The sequence below is a fragment of the Pseudomonas sp. Pso3 genome (assembly GCF_055393275.1).
In genome coordinates, this window is sequence record NZ_AP043687.1 from 761,469 (window position 1) to 786,805 (window position 25,337).

Here is a 25,337-nt window from a genome sequence, read left to right on the forward strand (position 1 = left end):
CTCTCCTCCGACAAGAGTCAGCCCGATGCAGGACACCCCGGCGCTCGCGCCCACGCTGCGTACCCCGCGCAAGAACAATCCCGAGAAGACCCGCCAGGCCATCCTCGCCGCCGCCGTGGCCGAGTTCGCCGACCTGGGCCTGAGCGGCGCGCGGGTGGACGCCATCGCCGAGCGCACCCACACCTCCAAGCGGATGATCTACTACTACTTCGGCAGCAAGGAGCAGCTCTACCTGACGGTGCTGGAAAAGCTCTACAGCGACGTGCGCGGCAACGAGGCCGAACTGCCGCTGGACCGCCTGCCGCCGCTGGAGGCGATCCGCACCCTGGCGGAATTCCTTTTCGAGCATCACCGCAGTCACGACGACTTCATCCGCGTGGTGAGCATCGAGAACATCCACCGCGGTCGCCACCTGGCGCAGTCCGAGACCATCTCCAGCCTCAACTCCTCGGCGCTGGAAGCCCTGCGCCGCATCCTCGCCCGCGGCGAAGCCAGCGGCGAGATCCGCAGCGGACTGGACGCGGTGGACGTGCACCTGCTGATGTGTTCGTTCTGCTTCTACCGCGTCTCCAACCGCCACACCTTCGGCCGCATCCACGACATCGACATGGAAGAGCCGGCGGTGCTGCGCCGCCACAAGACCATGATCGGCGATGCCATGGTGCGCTACCTGCAGCCGTAAGGGAGGCGGGCGGCCCTCACCCCAGCCCTCTCCCAGGGGGAGAGGGGGCGTCTGACCGAGGCTTCCAGTCGCCGCCTGGATTCGTAGGGTGGAAAACCGCGTAGCGTTTTCCACGCGGACGCCCGAGCAATGTTCTCTCGGAGAGAGGGCAAGCCTAGTAGGTTGGGTTGAGACGGCTTCATCGTCGAAGCCCCACGCTGCTGGATGTCCCCGCGCTGGGCTTCGCTGCGCTCAACCCAAGCTACGGAAACATCTACTTTCTCGCCCTCGGAGAAAGGGCGAACCCAGATATGTAGGGTGGAAAACCGCGCAGCGTTTTCCACGCGGACGGCCGAGCGATCTTCTCTCGGAGAGAGGGCAAGCCTCGTAGGTTGGGTTGAGACGGCTTCACCGTCGAAGCCCAACGCTGCCGGATACCCCACGTTGGGCTTCGCTGCGCTCAACCCAACCTACGGAATTATCTAACCCCCTCTCCCTCGGGGAGAGGGCCGGGGTGAGCGCATCCCCGGCACCCCAGCCAAAACCCTCAGAGCACCGGCATCCCGCCCGTCACCGGCAGCATGGCGCCGGAGATGTAGCTGCCTTCGTCCGAGGCCAGCAGCACATAGGCCGGTGCCAGCTCCACCGGCTGGCCGGCGCGACCAAGAGGGGTACTGGCGCCGAATTGCTCAGGTTCGTCGGGCTTCATGGTGCTGACGATCAGCGGCGTCCAGATCGGGCCGGGGGCCACGCTGTTGGCGCGGATGCCCTTGTCGCCGAGCAGTTGCGCCAGGCCCGCGGTGAAGTTGGCGATGGCGCCCTTGGTCGCCGAATAGGCCAGCAGGGTCGGCGGGGCGATGTCGGCGTTGATCGAGGCGGTGTTGATGATGGAGCCACCGCGCGGCATGTGCTTCACCGCCGCCTGGGTGATGCGGAACATCGCATGGATGTTCACATTGAAGGTATGCACCCATTCCTCGTCGGGAATCTCGTCGAGGCTGTCGCGCACCTGCTGGAAGGCGGCGTTGTTGACCAGCACGTCGATACGGCCAAAGGCCTCGACGGTCTTCTGCACCACGTCCAGGCAGGTCTGGCGGTCGACCAGATCGCCGGGCAGCAGCACGGCCTGGCGCCCGGCCTCGGTGACCAGGCGGGCGGTCTCGCGGGCATCCTCGTGCTCGTCCAGGTAGGCGATGGCGACATCGGCGCCTTCACGGGCGAAGGCGATGGCCACGGCGCGGCCGATACCGCTGTCGGCGCCGGTGATCAGCGCCGCCTTGCCCTTGAGGCGACCCGAGCCGCGATAGGTTGCGGCGCCGCTGTCGGGCAGCGGATCCATGCGCGCTTCGGAGCCGGGAAAGGTCTGGGGTTGGGGTTTCAGTGGGGGCTTGGGATAGTCGTTCATGGGGACTCCTTGAGGTCAGTGAGCTTGCAGTTCAGGAAGAGCAATCGATACCCAGGTCGGCCATGACCGCGGAGCCGTAGCCGGCGGCGGCCAGGGGCGCCTGGATGTCCTGACGCAGGTCCGGCACGTAGCCGATCAGCAGGTCGGCCGGGCCGCTCAGGCGGATTTCGCCGAGCGCGGCCGGTAGCAGCAGGGATTCGGCGGCGCCGAGCATGCCGCTCCAGCCAGCCGACTCCAGCCGTACCGGACGCCCGACGTTGCTCAGCAGGCGGGCGCTGGAGAAGCCATAGTCCAGCGGCGGCGCCCCGGCGCCGGCCAGCCGCCAGCGTTCCAGGGCGAAGTGCCGGCAGGCGGTGCACAGCAGGCGGTCGTGCCCATCGCCCAGGGGCAGGCGCAGCCCGGGGGTGACCCGCGGATCGGCGTCCAGGTCCAGTTCGTCCAGCAGCGCCTCGATACCCTCGCGCCAGTCGGCGTGGGGCAGCGGCTCGCCATCGGTCATGCGCCAGGGCATGGCCTGCTGCTGGATGTCCGAGGTCTGTTCGATCTCGTAGATCAGGGTGCCGGGACCGAAGCTGTGCAGGGTGCCGCCGGGGATGAAGAAGGTCTCGCCAGCGCGCACCGGCAGGCGCCGCATGACGGCGTCGTAGTCCTGCCGCAGCAGGGCGTCGCGCACGCGCTCGCGACTCTGGCCGGGCTTGAGGCCCACCAGGGCGGTGGCGCCCGGTTCGGCCCAGAGGATGTGCCAGGCCTCGGTCTTGCCGTTGGGCTGGCATTCCAGGCGGCGGGCGGTGGCGTCATCGGCGTGCAGGTGCACCGGCAGGCGCCCGCTGCCGTCGATGAACTTGGTCAGCAGGGGAAACCAGGGACCCTGCCAACCCGGTGCGACCAGTTGTTCGGGATAGGCCTGCACCACGTCATGCAGGCTCTGGCCGGCGAGGGGGCCGTCGAGTACCGTGGCACTGCTGCCCGGTACGTCGCTGATTTCCCAGGTCTCGGCGATGCGGCCCGGGGGCAGACCACGCTTGCCGAGGCGCTCGGCGATCTCGTGACCGCCGAACACATGGGTGCGCAAGGGGGTGGAAAGGCGCAGGGGTTGGCCGAGCATAGGGGGACTCCAGCGGCAAGAAAGGCGCCCCGGCCCGGGCCGGGGCAGAGAACACTCAGAGAATCGGCTTGCCGCCGGTGACCGCGATGCGCGCGCCCGAGGTGTAGCTGGATTCGTCGGAGGCCAGCATCACATAGACCGGCGCCAGTTCCACCGGCTGGCCGGGGCGGCCGAGCGGGGTGTTGCCGCCGAATTCCTTGACCTGCTCGGGCGGCATGGTGGCCGGGATCAGCGGGGTCCAGACAGGGCCGGGGGCCACGCTGTTGGCGCGGATGCCCTTTTCGCCAAGCAGTTGCGCCAGGCCCGCGGTGAAGTTGGCGATGGCGCCCTTGGTGGTGGCATAGGCCAGCAGCGTCGGCCGCGGCATGTCCGAATTCACCGAGGTGGTGTTGATGATGGAGCCACCCTGGCCCATATGCTTCACCGCGGCCTGGGTGATGCGAAACATGGCGGTGATGTTCACATCGAAGGTGTAGACCCACTCGTCGTCGGGAATCTCATCGAGGGTCTCGTGGGTCATCTGGAAGGCGGCGTTGTTGACCAGCACGTCGATACGGCCAAAGGCCGCCACGGTCTTGTCCACCACCGCCAGGCACTGCTCGCGCTGGGACAGGCAACCCGGCAGCAGCAGGGCCTCGCGGCCGGCTTCACGCACCAGGCGGGCGGTGTCCTCGGCGTCTTCGTGCTCGTTCAGGTAGCTGATGGCGACGTCGGCGCCCTCGCGGGCGAAGGCGATGGCCACGGCGCGGCCGATGCCGCTGTCGCCACCGGTGATCAGCGCCTTCTTGCCGGCCAGACGGCCGGAACCCTTGTAGCTTTGCTCACCGCAATCCGGGACCGGATTCATGCGCGATTGCAGGCCGGGAACGGCTTGCTGCTGTTCGGGCATCGGGGCTTTGGGAAAATCGGTCATGAAAGAATCCTCGTCGCTCGTGTGACTTTTGCGGGCCTGTCAGTACCGACAGGCCACAAGCGGCGAGGGTTCGAGACCCGGGACGGGCGGTGTAGCGGCGCTAGCGGGGTGCCGGTTCGGCCCAGCGCGGCGGCACCGTGGGCTGCCAGGCGGCGAGGGCGTCTAGCAGGGCGGTTGGCGAAGCCTCCACCTGCAGCATGGCGCGGTGCGGCGCGGCGACGAAGCCCTGGGCGACCAGGTGATCGAGGAAGCCCTCCAGCTGGGCATAGAAGCCGTCGACCTCCAGCAGGCCCATGGGCTTGGCGTGATAGCCGAGCTGGCCCCAGGTCCAGACCTCGAAGAGTTCTTCCAGGGTGCCCAGGCCGCCGGGGAGGGCGATGAAGGCATCGGCCAGCTCCGCCATCCGCGCCTTGCGCGCATGCATGCCGTCGACCACTTCCAGGCGGGTGCAACCGGTATGGCCCAGCTCGGCGGTCTTGAGACTCTGGGGAATGATGCCGATGACTTCGCCACCGGCGGCCAGGGCGGCATCGGCGACCACGCCCATCAGGCCGACCTTGCCACCGCCGTAGACCAGGGTGAGGCCGCGCTCGGCGAGGGTCCGCCCGAGGTGTGCGGCCGCTTCGGCAAAGACCGGTGAGGCGCCGGGCTTGGCACCACAGAAGACACAGACGGTTTTCAGCGACATGGGGACTCCTAGGCAGGCAAAACGCCTAGCCTAGCTGCCCGTCACCCGTGATCAAAGCACCGTCATCGCGCGAGGAAAGCCTCTTCCGGCGCATTGCCGCTGGCGGCCTGGGCATAGCTGGCAAACAACTCGTGCAGCAGGGCGGTAAGGGTCATGGCGGGCGTCCTTGGCTGGCGGGTGATGAAGGGATAGTACCCAGAGGTAAGGCCCAGCGACCTGGCAAAGGTTTCGATGGAGGCGATAGAGCGAAGCCGCTCCCTTGCCATGGCCGCTGGAACCCGCCACCCTCGCATCGGTCTGACTGGCGACTTTCACGCATCCGGAGGGTTCATGAAATCCACGCTTTTCGCCGCCGCGCTGTTCGCCCTGGGAAGTACCGGCGCCTGGGCCGCCGACAGCTGTACCACCCAGATCGAAGCCGGCGACCAGATGACCTACAGCCGCGCTTCCATCCAGGTCCCGGCCTCGTGCAAGACCTTTACCGTGGAGTTGATCCACAACGGCAGCCTGCCCAAGAACGTCATGGGCCATAACTGGGTGCTGACCCGCTCCACCGACGCCTCGGCCGTCGACGCCGCCGGCATGAACGCGGGCGAAGCCAAGGGCTACCTGCCCGAGGGCGACGAACGCATCATCGCCCATACCAAGATGTTGGGTGGTGGCGAGAAGGATTCCGTGACCTTCGATACCGGGGCCCTGGAAGCCGGCAAGGAATACACCTTCTTCTGCTCCTTCCCGGGGCATTTCGGCTCCATGCGCGGGGTGTTGCAGCGCGGGTAAGGGGAAGGTTGGGTTGTGGCGGTCGACCGTCGCAATCCGACCTCTTGAGCAGAAGACGCCTGGAGATTGGGTTGAGCGTTAGCGAGGCCCAACGTTGCAGGGCTCACGCTTGTTTAGTAGGTGCCATGGCTGCTTATTGAGTGCTTGGAGAGTTTTTGTTTCGCCCACCCGGGCGAGTTACTTTTTGCAGTCGCGGCTGCGCGCCCCGCAAAAAAGTAACCAAAAACGCTTGCCCCACCATCCGGCCTTTCGCTTCGCTCCAGGTCCGCTCACGCCAGCGCCGTTCCGGGGTCGGTCCAGATGGGCCGTCCATGGCCCACTGGACCTCTCGCCGCACCCATGCGGCTCGACCCACTCCACGGCACTGGCATTCGCCCTGCTGAAAGGGGCGATTCGCCAGCCTGAAATTATTGGTTGAATAACCCGTAACCCGTAGCGTGGACAACGGCGAAGCCTTGTCCACTGTCGGCGATCAAGCTCAGACGTCGTCCTTGAGCTATTGGAATCGCGGTCATGGACCGCTCCTACAGCAATCGGAAGATCCCGTAGGAGCGGCCCATGGCCGCGATAAAGACGTTGCCCCTATTCGGTAGTCAAGCTACTGCCAGCGGAAAACGCTGCGCGGTTTTCCACGCTACAGCTCTGGTGAACACTCAAGCCCTCAGCCCTTCGCCAATTCCTTCTCAATCGCCTCCACCAACCGCGGATCATCCGCCGTCACATCCGGCGCGAAGCGCCCCACCACCTCCCCATTGCGCCCGATCAGGAATTTCTCGAAATTCCACAGCACCTCGGGCTTGGGATTGGGGCTGCCGCCGCGGCTCACCATGCGCTCACGGAAGGGACCGTCGCCGGTCGCCTCGGGCTGGGCACGGGTGAGTTCGTCATAGAGCGGATGCTTGTCTTCACCCACCACGCTGAGCTTGGCGAACATAGGGAATTGCACGCCATAGGTCAGGGTGCAGAATTCCTTGATCTCGGCGTCGCTGCCGGGCTCCTGCTGCTTGAAGTTGTTGGCGGGAAAGCCGAGCACTTCCAGGCCGCGTTCGCGCTGGGCCTCGTAGAGACGTTCAAGGCCCTCGTACTGGCTGGTCAGGCCGCACTTGGAGGCGACGTTCACCACCAGCAGCACCTTGCCCAGATAGCGTTCCAGGGTCAGGGTTTCGCCATCGATGGATTGCAGCGGGAGTTTCATCAGGGTCGCGGTCATGGTCGGCTCCTCGGAAAGAAGCGACCAGCCTAGCGCAAAAACGCCGCCTCCATGGGCGGCGCCTGTCGGTCGGGCGGGGCTCAGCGCTTGAGCTTGACCACGTCGCCGGAAACGGTGGTGGTGTAGCCGTTCAGGACATAGGCCCAGAACCAGTTTTCCTGCACCTGGGCATTGATCAGGGCATCGCCGCCGCGGGACTTGATGGCGGCCTGCTGGGCGCGCACGAAGCGGTCGTTCTGCTGGACCGGGATGAAGCCCAGGATCATGAGACCGGTGGCCTTGCCCTCGCCATGACCGACGACGGTGTACTGCGACGGATCCAGATTCTGCGTCTTCATCGCGGTACCGGTGCAGCCGGCGACGGCGGCGGCGAGGGCGAAGGAAGCGGCGAGCTTGGCGAAACGTTGCATGGAGTCACTCCTTTTTGGGTTGGCAGCGTCGGGCATCGTTTCCCGACGGGGCGCACTCTAGCAGTGCCAGGCCCGGCGGAAATACCGTTCGCCCCGGCGATAGAACCGCTCCTCCCAAGGTCCGAGGGTTATCAGGTGATAGCGCCTCGATCTAAGCCGAGTCGGCCCGAGCTGCTACCATCGCCGCCTTTTCGTCCGGCGGCCGCGTCGGGCGCCGTATCGGAGACCTCGTGTGAATCTGCCTCTCGTCCTCAACCTCCTCGCCTTCGCCGTGCTGCTCGGCCTGCTGGCGCGTACCCGCAACACCGGCTGGAGCCTGGCCGTGCGCGTCTTCATCGGTCTCGCCCTGGGCGTGGCCTTCGGCCTGGTGCTGCAACTCGTCTACGGGCATGACGCCCCGGTGCTCAAGACCTCCATCGGCTGGTTCAACCTGGTCGGCAACGGCTATGTGCAGCTGCTGCAGATGAGCATCATGCCGCTGGTGTTCGCCTCCATCCTGGCCGCCGTGGCGCGGCTGCGCGAGGCTTCGTCCATGGGGCGCATCAGCCTGCTGACCCTGGGCACCCTGCTGTTCACCACCGCCATCGCCGCCCTGGTCGGGGTGCTGGTCACCTGGCTGTTCGGCCTGAGCGCCGAAGGCCTGGTGCAAGGCGCCCAGGAGACCGCGCGCCTGACCGCCCTGCAGAACAGCTATGTCGGCAAGGTGGCGGATCTGTCGGTGCCGCAGTTGCTGCTGTCCTTCATTCCGAAGAACCCCTTCGCCGATCTGTCCGGCGCCAATCCCACCTCCATCATCAGCGTGGTGATCTTCGCCGCCTTCCTCGGCGTCGCCGCCCTGCGCCTGCAGCGTGACGATCCGGTGCGCGGCGAGAAGGTGCTGGCCGGCATCGACGTGCTCCAGGCCTGGGTGATGAAGCTGGTGCGCCTACTGCTGCAACTCACCCCCTATGGCGTGCTGGCGCTGATGACCAAGATGGTCGCCACCGCCAGTCCCCAGGACGTGCTCAAGCTGGGCACCTTCCTGATCGCCTCCTACCTGGGCCTAGGCATCCTCTTTGGCGTCCATGCGCTGCTGCTGACCCTGAGCGGCCTGTCGCCGGCGCGCTTCTTTCCCAAGGTCTGGCCGGTGCTGAGCTTCGCCTTCACCAGCCGCTCCAGCGCGGCGACCATCCCGCTGAACATCGAGGCCCAGACCGAGCGCCTCGGCGTACCGCCGGCCATCGCCAGCTTCGCCGCCTCCTTTGGCGCCACCATCGGCCAGAACGGCTGCGCTGGTCTCTATCCGGCGATGCTGGCGGTGATGGTCGCCCCGACCCTGGGTATCAACCCCTTCGATCCGCTGTGGATCGCCACCCTGGTGGGCATCGTCACCTTAAGTTCGGCGGGCGTGGCCGGCGTGGGCGGCGGCGCCACCTTCGCCGCTCTGATCGTGCTGCCGGCCCTCGGCCTGCCGGTCACCCTGGTGGCGCTGCTGGTGTCCATCGAACCTCTGATCGACATGGGCCGCACCGCCCTCAACGTCAACGGCTCCATGACCGCCGGTACCCTGACCGCGCGCTGGATGGGCCAGCTGGACAAGGCCGCCTATGACCGCAACGACCGGGCCGAAGCGCCAGCGGCGCCGATCAGTCGCGGCTGAACCGCAGAGGGCTTCGGGTAGGTTGGGTTTAGCGCAGCGAAGCCCAACCTACCCTGTGCTTGGTTAGAACAGGCCCCTTTAGAACAGGAAATACCGCTGCGCCATCGGCAGCACCTCGGCCGGTTCGCACCAGAGCAGCTGGCCGTCGGCCTTGACCTGGTAGTTCTGCGGATCGACCTCGATGGTCGGCAGATAGCCGTTGTGGATGAGGTCGCTCTTCTGCGCGGTGCGGCAGCCCTTGACCACGCCGATGCGCTTCTTCAGCCCCAGTTGCTCCGGCACCCCGGCCTCGAAGGCGGCCTGGCTGATGAAGGTCAGACTGGTGTCGTGGAGCATGCCGGCGTAGCTGCCGAACATGGGGCGGTAGTGCACCGGTTGCGGGGTGGGGATGGAGGCGTTGGCGTCGCCCATCAGACTCGCCGCGATGGCGCCGCCCTTGAGGATCAGCGTCGGCTTGACGCCAAAGAACGCCGGGCGCCAGAGCACCAGGTCGGCGAACTTGCCCACTTCGATGGAGCCCACCTCGTGGCTGATGCCATGGGTGATCGCCGGGTTGATGGTGTACTTGGCGATGTAGCGCTTGACCCGGAAGTTGTCGTTGCCGGCGGCGTCTTCGGGCAGCGGGCCGCGCTGCTTCTTCATCTTGTCGGCAGTCTGCCAGGTGCGGGTGATGACCTCGCCGACGCGGCCCATGGCCTGGCTGTCGGAGCTGATCATGGCGAAGGCGCCGAGGTCGTGGAGGATGTCCTCGGCGGCGATGGTCTCGCGGCGGATGCGACTCTCGGCGAAGGCCACGTCCTCGGCGATGCTCGGGTCCAGGTGGTGGCAGACCATGAGCATGTCCAGGTGCTCGTCGATGGTGTTCTTGGTGAAGGGCCGCGTCGGGTTGGTGGAACTGGGCAGCACGTTGGGGAAGCCGCAGGCCTTGATGATGTCCGGCGCGTGGCCGCCCCCGGCACCTTCGGTGTGATAGGTGTGGATGGTGCGACCCTTGAAGGCGCCCAGGGTGGTCTCGACGAAGCCGGATTCGTTGAGGGTGTCGGTGTGGATGGCCACCTGGATGTCGAAGCGATCGGCCACCGCCAGGCAGTTGTCGATGGCGGCGGGGGTGGTGCCCCAGTCCTCGTGCAGTTTCAAGCCGATGGCGCCAGCGCGGACCTGCTCCTCCAGCGGACCCGGCAGGCTGGCGTTGCCCTTGCCGGTGAAGCCGATGTTCATCGGGAAGGCGTCGGCGGCCTTGAGCATCTGCGCCATGTGCCAGGGACCGGGGGTCACGGTGGTGGCATAGGTGCCGGTGGCCGGCCCGGTGCCGCCGCCGATCATGGTGGTGGTGCCGCTCATGAGCGCCTCTTCGATCTGCTGCGGGCAGATGAAGTGGATGTGGGAGTCGATCCCGCCGGCGGTGAGGATCATGCCTTCACCGGCGATGACCTCGGTGGCGGCGCCGACGGGCACGCTGACGCCAGGCTGGATGTCCGGGTTGCCGGCCTTGCCGATGGCATGGATGCGGCCGTGCTTGAGGCCGACGTCGGCCTTGACAATGCCCCAGTGGTCGACGATCAGCGCATTGGTGATGACGGTATCGACCACCTCGGCGGCGGGCAGCTGGCTCTGGCCCATGCCGTCGCGGATGACCTTGCCGCCGCCGAATTTCACCTCTTCGCCGTAGACGGTGTGGTCTTCTTCGACCTCGATCCAGAGCTCGGTGTCGGCCAGGCGCACCCGGTCACCGGTGGTGGGGCCGAACATGTCGGCATAGGCTTGGCGGGAGATTTTCATAGGCGTGAATCCCGAATAAAGGTGGTCCGGTTGGCCCTCACCCCGACTCTCTCCCGGAGGGAGAGGGGGAGGAGCGGGAGCTCGGTGTCTGTTCTTGAGCCCCCTCTCCCCTTGGGAGAGGGTTGGGGTGAGGGCGCTTGCCGCTACAACTTCCCCATTACCCGCCCGGCGAAGCCGTAGACGGTGCGCAGCCCCGCCAGCTCGACCAGTTCCACCTCGCGACTCTGGCCCGGTTCGAAGCGCACGGCGGTGCCGGCGGCGATATTCAGGCGCATGCCGCGCGCCAGGGCGCGGTCGAACACCAGGGCGTCGTTGGTTTCGTGGAAGTGGTAGTGGGAGCCCACCTGGATCGGTCGGTCGCCGCTGTTGGCGACGGTCAGGCTGAGGGTGCGGCGGCCGGCGTTGAGTTCGATGTCGCCGTCCTGGATCTGGTATTCGCCGGGGATCATGGGCGCTGCTCCAGCATCAGTTGCATGAAGGTGAGGTCCAGCCAGCGACCAAACTTGGTGCCGACCTGGGGCATCTGCCCGGTGGTGAGGAAGCCGAGGCGTTCGTGCAGGCGGATGGAGGCCTGGTTGCCGCTCTCGATGGCGGCCACCATCACGTGCTTGTCGCAGGCGCGGGCGCGTTCGATGAGCACCGTCATCAGCCGCGGACCGATGCCCTGGCCGCGCTGGTCGGGATGGATATAGACCGAGTGCTCGACGGTATGGCGAAAGCCTTCGAAGGGGCGCCAGTCACCAAAGGAGGCATAGCCCACCACCGTGCCTTCGGCGTTCTCGGCGACCAGGATGGGGTAGCCCTGGGTGGCGCGCAGGTCGAACCAGGCCTGGCGGTTGGCCAGGTCCACCGGGGTCTCGTTCCAGATCGCCGTGGTGTTGCTGACGGCGTCGTTGTAGATGTGCAGCACGGCCGGCAGGTCGGCAGGCGTGGCGTCGCGGACGATCAGACTCATGGCGGCCTCCCTAGGCGATCGGCTGGTGGACGGTGACCAGCTTGGTGCCATCGGGAAAGGTGGCTTCCACCTGGATCTCCGGGATCATTTCCGGGACGCCTTCCATCACCTGGTCGCGGGTCAGCAGGGTGGTGCCGTAGTGCATCAGCTCGGCCACGGTGCGACCGTCACGGGCACCTTCGAGCAGGGCGGCGGAGATCAGCGCCATGGCTTCCGGGTAGTTGAGCTTCACCCCACGCGCCAGGCGGCGTTCGGCCACCAGGCCGGCGGTGAAGATGAGCAGTTTGTCTTTCTCGCGGGGCGTCAGGTCCATGGGTGTTCTCTTTGGCGAAGGGCATCGCGGCCATGGGCCGCTCCTACAATTCTGCGCTTCCATGTAGGAGCGGCTCATGGCCGCGATCACGAAGATATCAGGTACTCCAGATTCGCGGCGGTACGGCGGCGCGGCCGAGCAGGGCCGGGCGCAACAGGCGCCAGACCTCGATCAGCCAGGCGCGTGCCTGCAGCGACTCGGCGGCCAGGCAGCGAGCGACCACCAGGCCCGGCAGTTGGGTGAGGTCACCCCGCACTGGCAGGGCCAGCTCGCGGCAGCGCTCCAGGGTGTCGGCGTCCAGGGTGCCGGTGAGCAGCAGGGTGGCGAACACCGGCTGACCGGCGAGGCCGATGGGCGAGTCCAGCAGGCGATCCGCGCCGACCAGGCGCTGGCGCTCGTGCCACAGCGGGGTGCCGTCGCGACGGATGTCCAGATGGGCCTGAAACAGGCCGTCGGTGAAGCGCTCGGCGCTGGCCGGGCGACCCAGGGCGACGATGTCCCAGTAGCAGAGGCGGGCATCGCCCTCCAACTCGATGCGGGTAGCGAGGTGGGCCTGGGCACCGGCGAAGACGATGGTCTCCTGGGGCAGCCATTCCAGGGTGGCACCGGCGGCGACGCGCAGCTCGACCTGCTGGTGGGCGGCGCTGTCGGCGCGATACCACTTGGCTGCGCCGGGACTGGTGAGCTGAGCCCAGGCGTTTTCGCCGACGCTGACGTCGATGTCCAGCCGATCACCCCCGGCGATGCCCCCCGGTGGATGCACGACGATGTGCTGGCAGACCTCGGGACCTTCGGCGTGCAGGTGTTTCTGCACCCGCAAGGGGCCGAGGTGGCGGCGGGTGGTCGGCCGGGTCCAGTCGCCCTGGCGGGCATAGGCCAGCTCCAGGCGCGCCAGCCAGGCGGGGGTGAAAAGGGCAGGGGGCAGGGCAGAGGTCATCGGGTGGTCGTTGTTCTGGTTAGGCTGTTTGGGGGAGGGCCTTGCAAGAATCTGACCGAGTGGGCAGAGGTTGGCTTTCGGCTAGGTATGGTGGGGGTGTTTGGCTGATTACCGAGTGCTTTGATGGTTTTTGTTTCGCCCGCTCGGGCGCATCACCTTCACCGCTTCGGTAGGTTGGCGCTGAGTGGAGCGAAGCCCAACGTTGCGGAGGTTGGCCGTGATGCCTCGGTTTACCAGTGCTCTAGCTGCTTATCGAGGTCTGTTTATGGTTTTGTTTCGCCCACCCGGGCGAGTTACTTTTTGCAGTCGCCAAAAAAGTAACCAAAAACGCTTGCCCCACGTTTCGGCCCTCCGCTTCGCTCCAGGTCCCCTCACTCCGGTGCCGCTCCGGGGGCACGGCACGAAGGGGCCTCCTGCCCCTCGCGCCTTGCTCGGCGTCCTGCCTCGCATCCCCCTCCGCGACACCTGCACTCGGCCTCACTGACGGGGCGGGGCGCCAGCCTGATGCCTGGGTGTTCACAGGATCTGTAGCGTGGAAAACCGCATAGCGTTTTCCACTGGTGGGCACCTAAGCCATCAGTGGACAAGGCTTCGCCGTTGTCCACGCTACGGGCTACGGGCTACGGGCTACGGGCTTTTGTGGCTGTTCAACCAATATTTTCAGGCTGGCGAATCGTCCCGTTCAGGAGGGCGAACGCCAGTGTCGTGGAGTGGGTCGAGCCGCAGGGATGCGGCGAGAGGCCTAACGGGCCATGGACGGTCCGTGTAGGCCGACCCCGGAGCGGCGCTGGCGTGAGCGGACCTGGAGCGAAGCGAAAGGCCGGATGGTGGGGCAAGCGTTTTTGGTTACTTTTGCGGCGATTGGCAAAAGTGACTCGCCCGAGGGGGCGAAACAAGAAGTACCAGCAAAGCTAGATAAACAGCTATGGCACCCATAACACAGAGCCGCAACCCCACCTTGTTGGGCTTCGCTACGCTCAGCGCCAACCTACGTCAGCCGGCGTTCGTGGCTCTTTTCCCCACCCCATTTTAAGAAAGCTGCCGCCACTGCCGCGGACTCACCTGAAACCACCGCCGAAACGCCCGCGAAAAGGCGCTGGTCTCCGAATAGCCCAGCAGCGGCGCCAGGTCGGTGACCGGCAGCCGCTGTCGCAGGTAATGCTGCGCCAGGTCGCGGCGGACGCCTTCGACCAGCGCCGAGAAACTCGCGCCCTGGTCGCGCAGGCGGCGTTGCAGCTGGCTGGTGGAAAGGTCCAGGCGCTGGGCGATGGACTCCAGGCTGGGCTCGCCCAGGGGCAGCGCCAGGCGCACCGAGGCGCGGACCTCTTCCAGCAGTTCCATCTGTGGCAGCCGCTGGCCGAGCTGGCGGATGGCGTCCTGCACCACCAGCAGGAGCAGCGGATCGTGGTCGGGCATGGCGCGGCCGCGCAGGTCGGCCTTGGGCACCAGCATGGCATTGCAGGGCTGGCCGAAGCTGACTGGCGCGTCGAACAGCCGGCGGTGCTCGTGCCAACCCTCGGGGCGCGGGTGTTCGAACTGCACCGCGCGCGGCGCCCAGGTGGGCCCGAGCACATGGCGCAAGAGGTTGAGCAGCATGCCCAGGGTCAGCTCGGCGTCCTGGCGGCGGGCGACGATGGCGCCGTGGCGCACCTGGTAGTCGAAGCGCCAGCAGTCACCGGCGTCCACCAGCTGGATCAGGGTGCTGTGCTGGTGGAAGGGAAAGGCGGCGGCGAAATTCTGCAGGGCCGCTTCGGCGGTGGGCGAGCAGAGCCCCACGTAGCCCAGCAGGCCGAGCATCTGCGGTTTGAATTGGCCGCCGTAGTGCAGGCCGAAATTGTCGCAGCCGGACTGGGCGGCGGCTTCCTCCAGGACCCGGCAGTAGTTGCCCAACCCCAGGCTCAGGGTGGGGTGCTGCAGCTGTTCGGGGTCGATGCCGGCAGTGCCGAAGATGCGATCGACATCGCCACCATGGCTGGTGATGACGGCGTCCAGTCCGCTGGCGGCGGCGGAGAGCACGCCAAGGTTGCGCGACGGTGAGGTCAGGGCGGCGAAGCCGGAGGCGGCCAGGGGCATGGTGCGGGTCCAGGGAGGGGATCGGCATGAATGAAGCAAAGGCTGTGCCCCGGGGCGGAAAGCGGTCCTCCATCGGGGCGGGAACGCCGAGGGCTTCACGCTATTGGGCGTCTTGGCGTGCCTCATCGCGGGGCGGGTGGTCAGGCATCGCACCAGGCTGGTGCGGTCTCGGGTAGCACTCTGGGAAGAGGGGTAACGCCGACTTGACCCGAGGTCACAGCGACCGTGCCGAGCGGTCAAGTCGCCACGGCCCCGAGCTGTTTAAGCTCGAAAAAGCCGGGCATCGCGGGATCGCGGTGACCCATTCGGATCACGTCGCTACAAGGGGAGTGGCCTGTCATGACCAACGAGAAACTCAAGCCGACCCTCGGCACCCTGCACCTCTGGGGCATCGCCGTAGGGCTGGTGATCTCCGGGGAATACTTTGGCTGGAGCTACGGCTGGGGCGTCGCCGGGACCCTGGGCTTTCTGATCACCGCGCTGGTGGTGGCGGTGATGTATACCTGCTTCATCTTCAGCTTCACCGAGCTCACCACCGCCATTCCCCACGCCGGCGGGCCCTTCGCCTACAGCCGGCGCGCCTTCGGCCCCATGGGCGGCACCATCGCCGGCATCGCCACCCTGATCGAGTTCGTCTTCGCCCCGCCGGCCATCGCCATGGCCATCGGCGCCTACCTCAACGTGCAGTTTCCCACCCTCGATCCCAAGCTCTGCGCGGTGGCGGCCTATTTCATCTTCATGACCCTGAACATCCTCGGGGTGAGCATCGCCGCCACCTTCGAACTGGTGGTCACGGTGCTGGCGGTGATCGAGCTGCTGATCTTCATGGGGGTGGTGGCGCCGGGCTTCAGCCTGACCAACTTCACCAGCGGCGGCTGGGCCGGGCAGGACCAGTTCTCCCTGGCCGCGGTGGGCGGCATGTTCGCCGCCATTCCCTTCGCCATCTGGTTCTTTCTCGCCATCGAGGGCGCGGCCATGGCCGCCGAGGAAGCCAAGGACCCCAAGCGGACCATTCCCAAGGCCTACATCGCCGGCATCCTCACCCTGGTGACCCTGGCCATCGGCGTGATGATCTTTGCCGGCGGCGTGGGTGACTGGCGCGCCCTGTCCAACATCAACGATCCGCTGCCCCAGGCCATGAAGGGCGTGGTGGGCGAGGGCTCGATGTGGCTGCACCTGCTGGTGGGCATCGGCCTGTTCGGCCTGGTGGCCAGCTTCCACGGCATCATCCTCGGCTATTCCCGGCAGTTCTTCGCCCTGGCCCGCGCCGGCTTCCTGCCCCATGGCCTAGCCAAGCTGTCGCGCTTCCAGACCCCGCACCGCGCGGTGCTGGCCGGTGGCGTGGTGGGCATCGCCGCCATCTTCAGCGACGGTGTGATCAGCCTGCAGGGCCTGACCCTGACCGCCGCCATGATCACCATGAGCGTGTTCGGCGCCATCGTCATGTACATCATGAGCATGCTCAGCCTGTTCAAGCTGCGGCGCAGCGAGCCGAACCTGGAGCGCACCTTCCGCGCCCCCGGCTATCCGGTGGTGCCGGCCATCGCCCTGGTGCTGGCGGTGGTCTGCCTGATCGCCATGGTCTGGTACAACCCGGTGATCGCCAGCGTCTTCGTGGTGCTGATGGTGATAGGCGCGCTGGTCTGCGGTCTCAGCCGTAGGCAGAGCGACATCGCTCCCGATGCCGCCTTTGGCGAGGCCTGAGCAGCGCAACCCGAGGAGGTAGCATGAGCGGTTTCCAGCACAGCGTGGGTGGCCAGACCTGGCGCTTCGCCGATCTCAAGGAACTGCTGGCCAAGGCCACCCCGGCGCGATCCGGGGATGTCCTGGCCGGGGTCGCCGCCAGCAGCGACGTGGAGCGGGTGGCGGCGCAGATGGCGCTGGCCGAGGTGCCGCTCAAGCACTTTCTCAGCGAGGCGGTGATCCCCTACGAGGCCGACGAGGTCACCCGGCTGATCCTCGACAGCCACGATGCCCAGGCCTTCGCGCCGGTCGCCCACCTCACCGTGGGCGGCTTCCGCGACTGGCTGCTGGGGCCGGTGGCCGACGAGACGAGTCTTGCCGCCCTGGCTCCGGGGCTGACCCCGGAGATGGTCGCCGCGGTGTCCAAGATCATGCGTATCCAGGACCTGATCCTGGTGGCGCAAAAGGTCCGGGTGGTGACCCGCTTTCGCAACACCATCGGCCTGCGTGGACGGCTGTCGACCCGGCTGCAGCCCAATCACCCCACCGACGATCCGGCCGGCATCGCCGCCAGCGTCCTCGACGGCCTGCTCTATGGCAACGGCGATGCGGTGATCGGCATCAATCCGGCCACCGACAGCACCAGCGGCATCTGCGAACTGCTGAAGATGCTCGACGCCGTGATCCAGCGCTACGAAATACCCACCCAGTCCTGCGTGCTGACCCACGTCACCACCAGCATCGCCGCCATTGAGCGCGGCGCGCCGGTGGACCTGGTGTTCCAGTCCATCGCCGGCACCCAGGGCGCCAACGAAAGCTTCGGCATCAGCCTGGCACTGTTGCAGGAAGGCTTTGATGCCGGACTGTCGCAACGCCGCGGCACCCTGGGCGACAACCTCATGTATTTCGAGACGGGGCAGGGCAGCGCCCTGTCGGCTGGGGCCCACCACGGCGTCGACCAGCAGACCTGCGAGGTGCGCGCCTACGCCGTGGCGCGGAAATTCAAGCCGCTGCTGGTCAACACCGTGGTCGGCTTCATCGGTCCGGAGTACCTCTACAACGGCAAGCAGATCATCCGCGCCGGGCTAGAGGATCACTTCTGCGGCAAGCTGCTCGGCGTGCCCATGGGCTGCGACATCTGCTACACCAACCATGCCGAGGCCGACCAGGACGACATGGACATGCTGCTGACCCTGCTGGGCGCGGCGGGCATCAACTTCATCATGGGCATCCCGGGGTCGGACGACGTGATGCTCAACTACCAGACCACCTCCTTTCACGACGCCCTCTACGCCCGCCAGGTGCTGGGCCTGCAGCCGGCCCCGGAATTCGCCGCCTGGCTCGACCGGCTGGGCATCCTGCGGCTGGAGGACGGCCGCTTCCGCCTCGGCGAAGGCTTGCCGGCGCCATTCCAGCGGGCGCTGGCGCAGTTGTAGGGAGGATCGCGGCCATGGGCCGCTCCTACAAACTCCCTCTGTACCCGTAGGAGCGGCCCATGGCCGCGATAGCTTAGATACCGAATCGTTCAGGAGTCGCTCATGAACCCCAACGACACCGCCCGCCCCGACCCCTGGGCCGAATTGCGGCGCCTGACCCCGGCGCGCATCGCCCTGGGCCGCGCCGGCACCAGCCTGCCGACGTCGGCCCAACTGGACTTCCAGGCCGCCCATGCCCAGGCCCGCGATGCGGTGCATCTGGCTTTCGATCATCAGGCCTTGCGCGAAGGCCTGGCTGCCCAGGGGCGCGAGACCCTGGTGCTCAAGAGCGCCGCGCCGGATCGCCATACCTATCTGCAACGTCCCGACCTGGGCCGCAAGCTGTCCGAGGAATCCGCGCGTGAGTTACAGGCCTATGCCGCCGAGCATCCCGAGGGCTTCGACGTCGCCGTGGTCATCGCCGACGGCCTCTCGGCCCTGGCGGTGCATCGCCATGCGCTGCCGTTCCTCGAACGCCTGGCCGATCAGGCCGGGGCCGAGGGTTGGCGCTGGGCGCCGGTGACCCTGGTGGAGCAGGGGCGGGTAGCGGTGGGCGACGAGATCGGCGGGCTGCTCAAGGCGCGCCTGTTGGTGATGCTGATCGGCGAGCGCCCCGGTCTGAGTTCGCCCGACAGCCTCGGCCTCTACTTCACCTACGGCCCGCGCCCGGGCCTCAACGACGCCTATCGCAACTGCATCTCCAACGTGCGCCTGGAGGGCCTGGCCTATGGCCTGGCGGCGCACAAGCTGCTCTACCTGATGCGCGAAGCGGATCGCCGCAAGCTCTCCGGCGTGCAACTCAAGGACGAAGCCGAGGTGCCGCTGCTGGAAGGTGCGCAGGACAACGCCCGGATCGGCAACTTCCTCACCGCGGGCTGATTGCCCGCCGTTCATCGGCGGTATCCCGCGCGGGGGTATCGCTTCGCTCAATTGACCGCCGTCCCGGCCGTAATACTGGCCATTCCCCCTGGCAACCTTCTGGAGCCGCCGTATGACTCTGATACCCACCCGCATCGCCGGGCGCATGACCCTGGGCGTGCTTTGCCTGCTGGGGCTCACCGCCATCGGCGTCTACGCCGTGATGGCCTTTGGTGGTAAACCGCAACTGGTGGCCGCCGGGACGGCCGCGGCCGAACAGTCGGCCACCGCCATTGCACGGCAACTCGCCCTGCAGCTGGCGCGTATCGAAGGGACCAGCGTGGCCCTGGCGGATCTGGGCGAGACGCTGCCCCATGACGAAGGGCTGGTGAAGGCCGTCCTGCCAAGGCTCATCGACAGCCACGGCGACCAGGCTATCGCCGGCGGCGGCCTCTGGCCGGAACCCGCCGCCTTCACCCCGGGGGTCGACCGCCGCAGCTTCTTCTGGGCTCGCAACGGCGCCGGCGGTCTGGAGTACTCGGACGACTACAATGCGCCCCAGACCTCGGCCTATCGCGACGAATCCTGGTATCGCGATGCCAAGTCGGCCGTGGCAGGACGGTGCGTCTGGTCCGACGCCTACCAGGACCCGGTCAGCCAGGTCGCCATGACCACCTGCAGCGTGCCCTATCGCCAACAGAACGCCTTCGCCGGCGTGGCGACGCTGGACCTGAAGCTCGATGGTCTCGCCGCCTTCCTCGAACGCCAGGGTGGCGTGACCGGTGGCTATGCCTTCGCCGTCGATCGCAGTGGCAATCTGCTCTATTTCCCTGGGATCAAGGGTGCCAAGGGCCTGCCGACGCTGAACGACGTGATCGCGGGTGAGGCCTCGTTCAAGGCGGTGGCGGATGCCCTCGGCCAGGCGGGCAACCGCACCCTGTACCTCGCTCACGACCGCCAGCTCGATGGCGCCGCTTACGTCACCCTGGTGCCGATGGATGCGACCGGCTGGCAGGTCGGTCTGGTCACGCCCGAAGCTCAGGTCACCGGCCTGGCCACGCGCCTGACCAGCCAGATGCTGCTGTTGCTGTTGCCGCTCCTGGCGCTGCTGCTGGGCATAGCCTGGCTCGCCGGCCGGCGCCTGCTGGCCCAGCTGGAAGAGACCACCCTGCAGATCGAGCGCCTGGGCCAGGACGGTGCCAACGCGAGCGAACTGGACATCCGGCGTGCCGACGAAATCGGCCGCTTGCGCGGCGCGGTCAATCGCTACGCTGGCTCGCTGCGCGAGATGCTCCGCCGGATCGCCGCCGACGCCTCGCTGCTGCAGGGCCAGGCGACCGAGCTGGCGCAACTCTCCCATGGCCTGGCCGATCGGGCGGAAAAGCAGCGCGAAGACAACACCCTGCTGGCGACGGCCATCACCGAGATGTCGGCCAGCGCCGGCGAGGTGGCGCGCAACACCACCGACTGCTCGGACGTGGCCCGCGCTTCGCTCGGCACGGTGCATACCGGCCAGAGCCAGATGGCGCGCAACACCGACTCCATGCAGGGGCTGGCCCAGGAGATCGGTGGCGCTGCCACCGCCATCACCCGTCTGGGCGAGGACATCGAGCGGGTCGGCGGCGTGCTGGACGTGATCAAGTCGATCTCCGAACAGACCAACCTGCTGGCCCTCAACGCCGCCATCGAGGCGGCCCGGGCAGGTGAACAGGGACGCGGCTTCGCCGTGGTCGCCGACGAGGTGCGCACGCTGGCCGGGCGGACCCAGGCGTCCGCCAACGAAATCCAGGGGATGATCGCCAGCCTGCGCCAGGCGTCGAGCGCCGCCGTGGCCACCATGCAGGCCGGGGTGCAGCGTACCGAAGTCGCCGTCCGAGAGGCGACCGTCGTGGCCGGCACCCTGAGCGGGACCGTCGACAGTTTCGATGGCATCGTCGAGCGCGCTCAGCAGATCGCCGTGGCCGCCCAGGAGCAGAGCCACGTGACCCAGGAAATCAATGAACTGGCGGTGCGTATCCATGCGGCGAGCGAAGAGGGCGCCCGCGACGCCGGTGCCCTGCGTCAGCTTGGCCAGGAGATGCAGGGGCTCTCGACCCGCCTCAGCGCCCTCAGTCAGGGCCAGCGCTAGTGCCGACGGCGGGCGTCGGGCCCAGCGCCTTGCGCAGGAAATACCGCGCAAAGCCCGGCGGATAGTCCGCCAGCTCGCCGAATACCTCGTAGCCCAGGCGTTCGTAGAAGCCGCGAGCCTGGAATTCGTGGGTGTCGAGCCAGGCGCCGTGGCAACCGCGGGCCAGGGCTTCGGCCTCGGCGCGCCGCAGCAATTCGCGGCCGGCGCCCTGGCCGCGGGCGGCTTCCTCCACCGCCAGCAACTGCACATAGAGCCAGCCATAGCTGGTGTAGCCCCAGAGGCCGCCGAGGGCTTCGCCGCCGCGGGTCAGGCTGATGACCAGGGCCCGGTAACCGCTCGGGCCCGCCTGGCTGTCGTTGTAGCGCCTCAGCGGCGCGGCGATGGCCTGGCGCAGGTCTTCGCGTGCTTCGTCGGTCAGGTGGTAAACCAGGGGCGCTGCGGACATGGCGAAGGTCTCTGGAAGAGGTCTGTCCGAGCATAGCGCAGCAGCGCCGCGTGACCGCCCGGTTCTGCCGCTTTCGCGGGTACGACCTTGGGGTAGCATGGCCCTTTAGCCATTTCGCGAGGGAGCCATGGACATACGTGAAGGTCGCGCCCGGGTCGGCGCCCTCGAGCTGGCCTATGAGGACTGGGGCGATCCCGCCGATCCGGCGCTGCTGCTGATCATGGGCTTTGGCGCCCAGTTGCTGCTCTGGCCGGAAGGCTTTTGCGAGGCCCTGGTGCGCCGGGGCCTGCGGGTGATTCGTTTCGACAATCGCGACGTCGGCCAGTCCTCGCGGCTGAGCTGGCCGGGTGGACGGCCGCCTTCACTATGGCCGGTGCTGGGGCGGGCGCAACTGGGCAAGCCCAGCGCGGTGCCCTATCGCCTGGAAGCCATGGCCGCCGATGCGGTCGGGCTGCTCGATCACCTGGGGCTGGAACGCGCCTTCGTACTGGGCGGCTCCATGGGCGGCATGATCGCCCAGATCCTCGCCGCCCAATGGCCTCAGCGGGTCGCGCGGCTGGGCATCCTGTTCTCGTCGACCAATCAGCCGCTGTTGCCGCCACCCTCGTTCAAGCTGCTGGGCAGCCTGCTGCTGCGGCCGCCGGCCGATCTGCCGGCGGAGGCGGCGCTCGCCCGGCAGAAGGCCCTGCTGCGCGGTATCGAGAGTCCGAGATATCGCCAGAGCGAGGCCGATCTGGAACGACTGGTGCAGCGTATCCTGGCGCGCGGGGTGGATGTGGAGGGGGTGCAGCGGCAGTTGTTCGCCCTGCTCGGCAGCGGCGATCTGCGGCCCTTTGCCCGCCGCATCCAGGCGCCGACCCTGGTGGTGCACGGCGCGCGGGATCCCTTGCTGCGTCCGGCCTGTGGTCGCGCCGTGGCGCGGGCCATTCCCGGCGCCCGCTTCGAGCTGATACCGGACATGGCCCATGACCTGCCGGCACCGCTCTGGCCGAGGCTGAGCGAGTTGTTCGCCGAGTTCTTCCTGGCGGCCTAGGCCGGGCCGCCGGCGCGGGGCCTGAGCCCGTCGATGATCAGCGTCTCCAGGCCCTGCAGGACCTCGTCGAAGAACAGCGGATCCTTCAGCGAGCGGCCGCACAGGGTCTGCACCTGCACCCGGAAATCCGCATAGTGCTGGGTGATGGCCCAGATGCTGAAGATCAGGTGGTGCGGATCCACCGGCGCCAGCTTGCCGGCGGCGATCCAGGTACGGATCACGCGGGTCTTCTCGTCCATCAGGTCGTGCAGGCTGCCCTGCAATTCAGGCAGCAGCAGCGGTGCGCCCTGAACCATCTCCAGGCAGAACAGCCGGGACTCGGCGGGGTAGTCGCGGGACATCTCCAGCTTCTGGCGCAGATAGCCGCGCAGGGCGTCGAGGGGTTCCTGGTCTTCGCTGAAGGTGCGCAGGGGATTCAGCCAGGTCGCCAGCAGCTGACGCAGCACGGCGACATAGAGCTCTTCCTTGTTGCTGAAATAGTAGAGCAGGTTGGTCTTGGAGACGTCCGCCTGCAGCGCCACCTGATCCAGACTGGCGCCGTGCAGACCGAAGCGGGAAAAGATATCGAGCGCCGCGCTGAGGATCTGGGCGCGCTTGGCTTCTATCTGGCGCTGCCGGCGTTGCTGGGCGGCAGGGCTGGGTTGGCGGGACTTGCGTGGCGGAAGATCACTGGCCTGACTCACGAACTGCTCCTTGGGCCTTCTTGGACATCTGACGCGGGCCGGCTGCAGGCGCGGTCGTTGAGCTTCGCACCGTCCTGGTGACGAATCATCGGCGGACCCCGAAGGGTAGCGCGCCGGTCTCCGAACTCTAGCATGACGCGCCAGCCTGCATGCCCCGGATTCGGGCGCCTTGCACAAACTAGGTGCTCTAATCTGGACCAAATGGTCCAGTTTTATTCTCGAATAGATCCCAAGTGTTTGATTGGCTTGAACTTTCAAGACTTGGCAAGCTTTCTGCTCCGATCCTGCAGCAACGGCGCATCTGGATGCGCTTCGATTCCTGACTGCGGGAGAGTGCGAGCGATGAACATCGGTGTCTTCATTCCCATCGGCAACAACGGCTGGCTGCTGTCGGAAAACGCGCCCCAGTACCGGCCCACCTTCGAGCTGAATCGCGAGATCGTGCAGCGTGCCGAGCACTACGGCTTCGACTTCGCCCTGTCGATGATCAAGCTGCGCGGCTTCGGCGGTAAGACCGAATTCTGGGACCACAACCTGGAGTCCTTCACCCTCATGGCCGGGCTGGCGGCGGTGACCTCGCGCATCAAGCTGTTCGCCACCGCCGCGACCCTGACCCTGCCGCCGGCCATCGTCGCGCGCATGGCCGCCACCATCGACTGCATTTCCGGTGGCCGCTTCGGCGTCAACCTGGTCACCGGCTGGCAAAAGCCCGAATACAGCCAGATGGGGCTCTGGCCAGGCGATGAGTTCTTTGCCAGTCGCTATCAATACCTCGGTGAATACGCCCAGGTGCTGCGCGATCTCTGGGGCACCGGCCAGTCGGACTTCCAGGGCGCGCACTTCCGCATGGAAGACTGCCGGGTCAGTCCGCAGCCCCAGGCACCCATGGAGATCGTCTGCGCCGGGGCGAGCGATGCCGGCCTGGCCTTTGCCGCCGAACACGCCGACTACAGCTTCGTCTTCGGCAAGGGCGTCAACACGCCCAAGGCCTTCGCCCCGGCGGTGGAGCGGCTGCAGGCCGCCACCGCCAAGACCGGGCGCGAGGTCTCCTCCATCGCCCTGTTCATGATCATCGCCGCCGAGACCGACGAGGCCGCTCGCGCCAAGTGGGAGCACTACAAGGCCGGTGCCGACGAGGAGGCCATCGCCTGGCTGGGCGCCCAGGCGGCCGCCGACACCAAGTCCGGCAGCGACACCAATGTGCGGCAGATGGCCGATCCGACCTCGGCGGTGAACATCAACATGGGCACCCTGGTGGGCTCCTTCGCCAGCGTGGCGCGGATGCTCGACGAGATCGCCGAGGTACCCGGGGCCAGCGGGGTGCTGCTGACCTTCGATGACTTCGTCCAGGGCGTGACCGACTTCGGCGAGCGCATCCAGCCGCTGATGCAGAGCCGCCGTCACGTCGATCTGCTCAAGGAGAGTGCCTGATGAACGCTGTGGAAACCCTGGCGGGCTATGCCCTGCCTGCCGACGACGCCGAAGCCGTGACGCTGCCGGCGCGTCCCGAACCGCTGCGGCTCAAGGCCAGCGAGACCGCCCTGATCGTGGTGGACATGCAGAACGCCTATGCCAGCCAGGGCGGCTATCTGGATCTGGCTGGCTTCGACGTCTCGGCCACCGGCCCGGTGATCGAGAACGTCGCCGCCGTGGTGGAGACCGCTCGCGGCGCGGGCATTCAGGTGGTCTGGTTCCAGAATGGCTGGGATCCGGAGTATCGCGAGGCGGGCGGGCCGGGTTCGCCCAACTGGCACAAGTCCAATGCCCTCAAGACCATGCGCAAGCGACCCGAATTGCAGGGGCAGCTGCTGGCCAAGGGTGGCTGGGACTATGCCCTGGTGGATCGGCTGCAGCCGGCGGCCGCCGACCTGGTGGTGCCCAAGACCCGCTACAGCGGCTTCTACAACACCCACCTGGACAGCCTGCTGCGCGCCCGTGGCATCCGCAACCTGGTGTTCGTCGGCGTCGCCACCAACGTCTGCGTGGAGTCGACCCTGAGGGATGGCTTCTTCCTCGAATACTTCGGCGTCTGCCTGCACGACGCCTGCCACCAGGCCGGGCCCCGTTCGGTCCACGAGGCCGCGCTGTTCAACATCGAGACCTTCTTCGGCTGGGTCGCCAGCTGCGCCGATTTCCACACCACCTTCGCCAAGGACTGAGCCAC

24 protein-coding genes and 1 pseudogene are annotated in these 25,337 nt (G+C 67.1%); 11 read left to right on the forward strand and 14 right to left on the reverse strand.

The features are described from left to right. Positions 1 to 25: 25 nt before the first annotated feature. A complete protein-coding gene (locus tag ACZ5R1_RS03570; RefSeq protein WP_007160977.1) occupies positions 26 to 682 on the forward strand; it encodes a TetR/AcrR family transcriptional regulator in 657 nt (218 codons plus the stop codon). A gap of 526 nt (positions 683 to 1,208) precedes the next feature. Here the strand turns inward: ACZ5R1_RS03570 and ACZ5R1_RS03575 are convergent. The 4 genes from ACZ5R1_RS03575 to ACZ5R1_RS03590 form a co-directional block, all read right to left on the reverse strand. Next, positions 1,209 to 2,066, reverse strand: coding sequence for a glucose 1-dehydrogenase (locus ACZ5R1_RS03575; RefSeq protein ID WP_115945255.1), 858 nt, complete (start codon positions 2,064 to 2,066; stop codon positions 1,209 to 1,211). Between the two features lie 31 nt (positions 2,067 to 2,097). Continuing rightward, positions 2,098 to 3,171 (reverse strand): class I mannose-6-phosphate isomerase, encoded by a 1,074-nt coding sequence (locus ACZ5R1_RS03580; RefSeq protein WP_115945256.1) that lies wholly within the window; start codon positions 3,169 to 3,171, stop codon positions 2,098 to 2,100. A 55-nt stretch (positions 3,172 to 3,226) separates the two neighbouring features. Then, positions 3,227 to 4,084, reverse strand: coding sequence for an SDR family oxidoreductase (locus ACZ5R1_RS03585; protein ID WP_241809626.1), 858 nt, complete (start codon positions 4,082 to 4,084; stop codon positions 3,227 to 3,229). A gap of 100 nt (positions 4,085 to 4,184) precedes the next feature. Continuing rightward, entirely contained in the window at positions 4,185 to 4,772 is a 588-nt protein-coding gene (locus ACZ5R1_RS03590) for an LOG family protein (RefSeq protein ID WP_044342968.1), read from the reverse strand. Between the two features lie 330 nt (positions 4,773 to 5,102). Here ACZ5R1_RS03590 and azu point away from each other — a divergent pair, with 330 nt between their 5' ends. Next, complete coding sequence (azu, locus tag ACZ5R1_RS03595; RefSeq protein ID WP_027600955.1) at positions 5,103 to 5,552, forward strand: azurin; 450 nt, start codon at positions 5,103 to 5,105, stop codon at positions 5,550 to 5,552. Positions 5,553 to 6,213: 661 nt separating this feature from the next. Here the strand turns inward: azu and ACZ5R1_RS03600 are convergent. Beyond that, entirely contained in the window at positions 6,214 to 6,762 is a 549-nt protein-coding gene (locus ACZ5R1_RS03600) for a glutathione peroxidase (protein WP_027600954.1), read from the reverse strand. An 80-nt stretch (positions 6,763 to 6,842) separates the two neighbouring features. Beyond that, positions 6,843 to 7,172 carry a hypothetical protein gene (locus ACZ5R1_RS03605; RefSeq protein WP_007163001.1) on the reverse strand — a complete coding sequence of 110 codons (330 nt, stop codon included), beginning with the start codon at positions 7,170 to 7,172 and terminating at the stop codon, positions 6,843 to 6,845. Positions 7,173 to 7,404: 232 nt separating this feature from the next. Between ACZ5R1_RS03605 and ACZ5R1_RS03610 the strand changes: the two genes are divergently transcribed. Continuing rightward, a complete protein-coding gene (locus ACZ5R1_RS03610) occupies positions 7,405 to 8,811 on the forward strand; it encodes an L-cystine transporter (protein WP_115945258.1) in 1,407 nt (468 codons plus the stop codon). A 78-nt stretch (positions 8,812 to 8,889) separates the two neighbouring features. On the opposite strand, the gene ureC is transcribed toward ACZ5R1_RS03610, so the two are convergent. The 6 genes from ureC to qhpR form a co-directional block, all read right to left on the reverse strand. After that, positions 8,890 to 10,590, reverse strand: a complete 1,701-nt coding sequence (gene ureC / locus ACZ5R1_RS03615; RefSeq protein WP_115945259.1) for an urease subunit alpha — start codon at positions 10,588 to 10,590, stop codon at positions 8,890 to 8,892. A 143-nt stretch (positions 10,591 to 10,733) separates the two neighbouring features. Further along, entirely contained in the window at positions 10,734 to 11,039 is a 306-nt protein-coding gene (locus ACZ5R1_RS03620) for an urease subunit beta (protein ID WP_007162998.1), read from the reverse strand. Continuing rightward, complete coding sequence (locus tag ACZ5R1_RS03625) at positions 11,036 to 11,545, reverse strand: GNAT family N-acetyltransferase (RefSeq protein ID WP_007162997.1); 510 nt, start codon at positions 11,543 to 11,545, stop codon at positions 11,036 to 11,038. Before ACZ5R1_RS03625 ends, ACZ5R1_RS03620 begins: the two co-directional genes overlap by 4 nt. Positions 11,546 to 11,555: 10 nt before the next feature. Further along, positions 11,556 to 11,858, reverse strand: a complete 303-nt coding sequence (gene ureA, locus ACZ5R1_RS03630; RefSeq protein ID WP_007162996.1) for an urease subunit gamma — start codon at positions 11,856 to 11,858, stop codon at positions 11,556 to 11,558. 97 nt (positions 11,859 to 11,955) lie between these two features. Further along, positions 11,956 to 12,795 carry an urease accessory protein UreD gene (locus ACZ5R1_RS03635; RefSeq protein ID WP_115945260.1) on the reverse strand — a complete coding sequence of 280 codons (840 nt, stop codon included), beginning with the start codon at positions 12,793 to 12,795 and terminating at the stop codon, positions 11,956 to 11,958. A 1,029-nt stretch (positions 12,796 to 13,824) separates the two neighbouring features. Further along, positions 13,825 to 14,868: an AraC-like transcriptional regulator QhpR gene (gene qhpR / locus ACZ5R1_RS03640; protein ID WP_027600042.1), complete on the reverse strand. Its 1,044-nt coding sequence runs from the start codon at positions 14,866 to 14,868 to the stop codon at positions 13,825 to 13,827. A gap of 339 nt (positions 14,869 to 15,207) precedes the next feature. Here qhpR and eat point away from each other — a divergent pair, with 339 nt between their 5' ends. The 5 genes and pseudogenes from eat (at position 15,208) to ACZ5R1_RS03665 (ending at position 21,012) form a co-directional block, all read left to right on the forward strand. Next, positions 15,208 to 16,572, forward strand: coding sequence for an ethanolamine permease (gene eat, locus ACZ5R1_RS03645; RefSeq protein WP_027600043.1), 1,365 nt, complete (start codon positions 15,208 to 15,210; stop codon positions 16,570 to 16,572). 23 nt (positions 16,573 to 16,595) lie between these two features. Further along, entirely contained in the window at positions 16,596 to 17,987 is a 1,392-nt protein-coding gene (locus ACZ5R1_RS03650; protein ID WP_115945261.1) for an ethanolamine ammonia-lyase subunit EutB, read from the forward strand. 102 nt (positions 17,988 to 18,089) lie between these two features. Next, positions 18,090 to 18,905 carry an ethanolamine ammonia-lyase subunit EutC gene (eutC, locus tag ACZ5R1_RS03655; RefSeq protein ID WP_115945262.1) on the forward strand — a complete coding sequence of 272 codons (816 nt, stop codon included), beginning with the start codon at positions 18,090 to 18,092 and terminating at the stop codon, positions 18,903 to 18,905. 202 nt (positions 18,906 to 19,107) lie between these two features. Beyond that, positions 19,108 to 19,845 (forward strand): annotated as a pseudogene (locus ACZ5R1_RS03660) (cache domain-containing protein); the annotation flags it as partial. Next, positions 19,822 to 21,012 carry a methyl-accepting chemotaxis protein gene (locus ACZ5R1_RS03665; RefSeq protein ID WP_464713262.1) on the forward strand — a complete coding sequence of 397 codons (1,191 nt, stop codon included), beginning with the start codon at positions 19,822 to 19,824 and terminating at the stop codon, positions 21,010 to 21,012. The pseudogene ACZ5R1_RS03660 and the gene ACZ5R1_RS03665, both read left to right, overlap by 24 nt. Here the strand turns inward: ACZ5R1_RS03665 and ACZ5R1_RS03670 are convergent. After that, positions 20,993 to 21,457: a GNAT family N-acetyltransferase gene (locus tag ACZ5R1_RS03670; RefSeq protein WP_108582415.1), complete on the reverse strand. Its 465-nt coding sequence runs from the start codon at positions 21,455 to 21,457 to the stop codon at positions 20,993 to 20,995. The genes ACZ5R1_RS03665 and ACZ5R1_RS03670 overlap by 20 nt on opposite strands. 127 nt (positions 21,458 to 21,584) lie before the next feature. Between ACZ5R1_RS03670 and ACZ5R1_RS03675 the strand changes: the two genes are divergently transcribed. Continuing rightward, positions 21,585 to 22,490, forward strand: a complete 906-nt coding sequence (locus ACZ5R1_RS03675; protein WP_027600946.1) for an alpha/beta fold hydrolase — start codon at positions 21,585 to 21,587, stop codon at positions 22,488 to 22,490. Here ACZ5R1_RS03675 and rutR read toward each other — a convergent pair. Beyond that, positions 22,487 to 23,173 (reverse strand): HTH-type transcriptional regulator RutR, encoded by a 687-nt coding sequence (rutR, locus tag ACZ5R1_RS03680; RefSeq protein WP_042138500.1) that lies wholly within the window; start codon positions 23,171 to 23,173, stop codon positions 22,487 to 22,489. The two genes, ACZ5R1_RS03675 and rutR, sit on opposite strands and share 4 nt — an antisense overlap. 342 nt (positions 23,174 to 23,515) lie before the next feature. Between rutR and rutA the strand changes: the two genes are divergently transcribed. Together rutA and rutB are read left to right on the forward strand one after the other, a co-directional pair. Further along, positions 23,516 to 24,604, forward strand: coding sequence for a pyrimidine utilization protein A (gene rutA, locus ACZ5R1_RS03685; RefSeq protein WP_027600944.1), 1,089 nt, complete (start codon positions 23,516 to 23,518; stop codon positions 24,602 to 24,604). Continuing rightward, a complete protein-coding gene (gene rutB, locus ACZ5R1_RS03690) occupies positions 24,604 to 25,332 on the forward strand; it encodes a pyrimidine utilization protein B (protein ID WP_115945264.1) in 729 nt (242 codons plus the stop codon). Before rutA ends, rutB begins: the two co-directional genes overlap by 1 nt. Positions 25,333 to 25,337 lie beyond the last annotated feature (5 nt).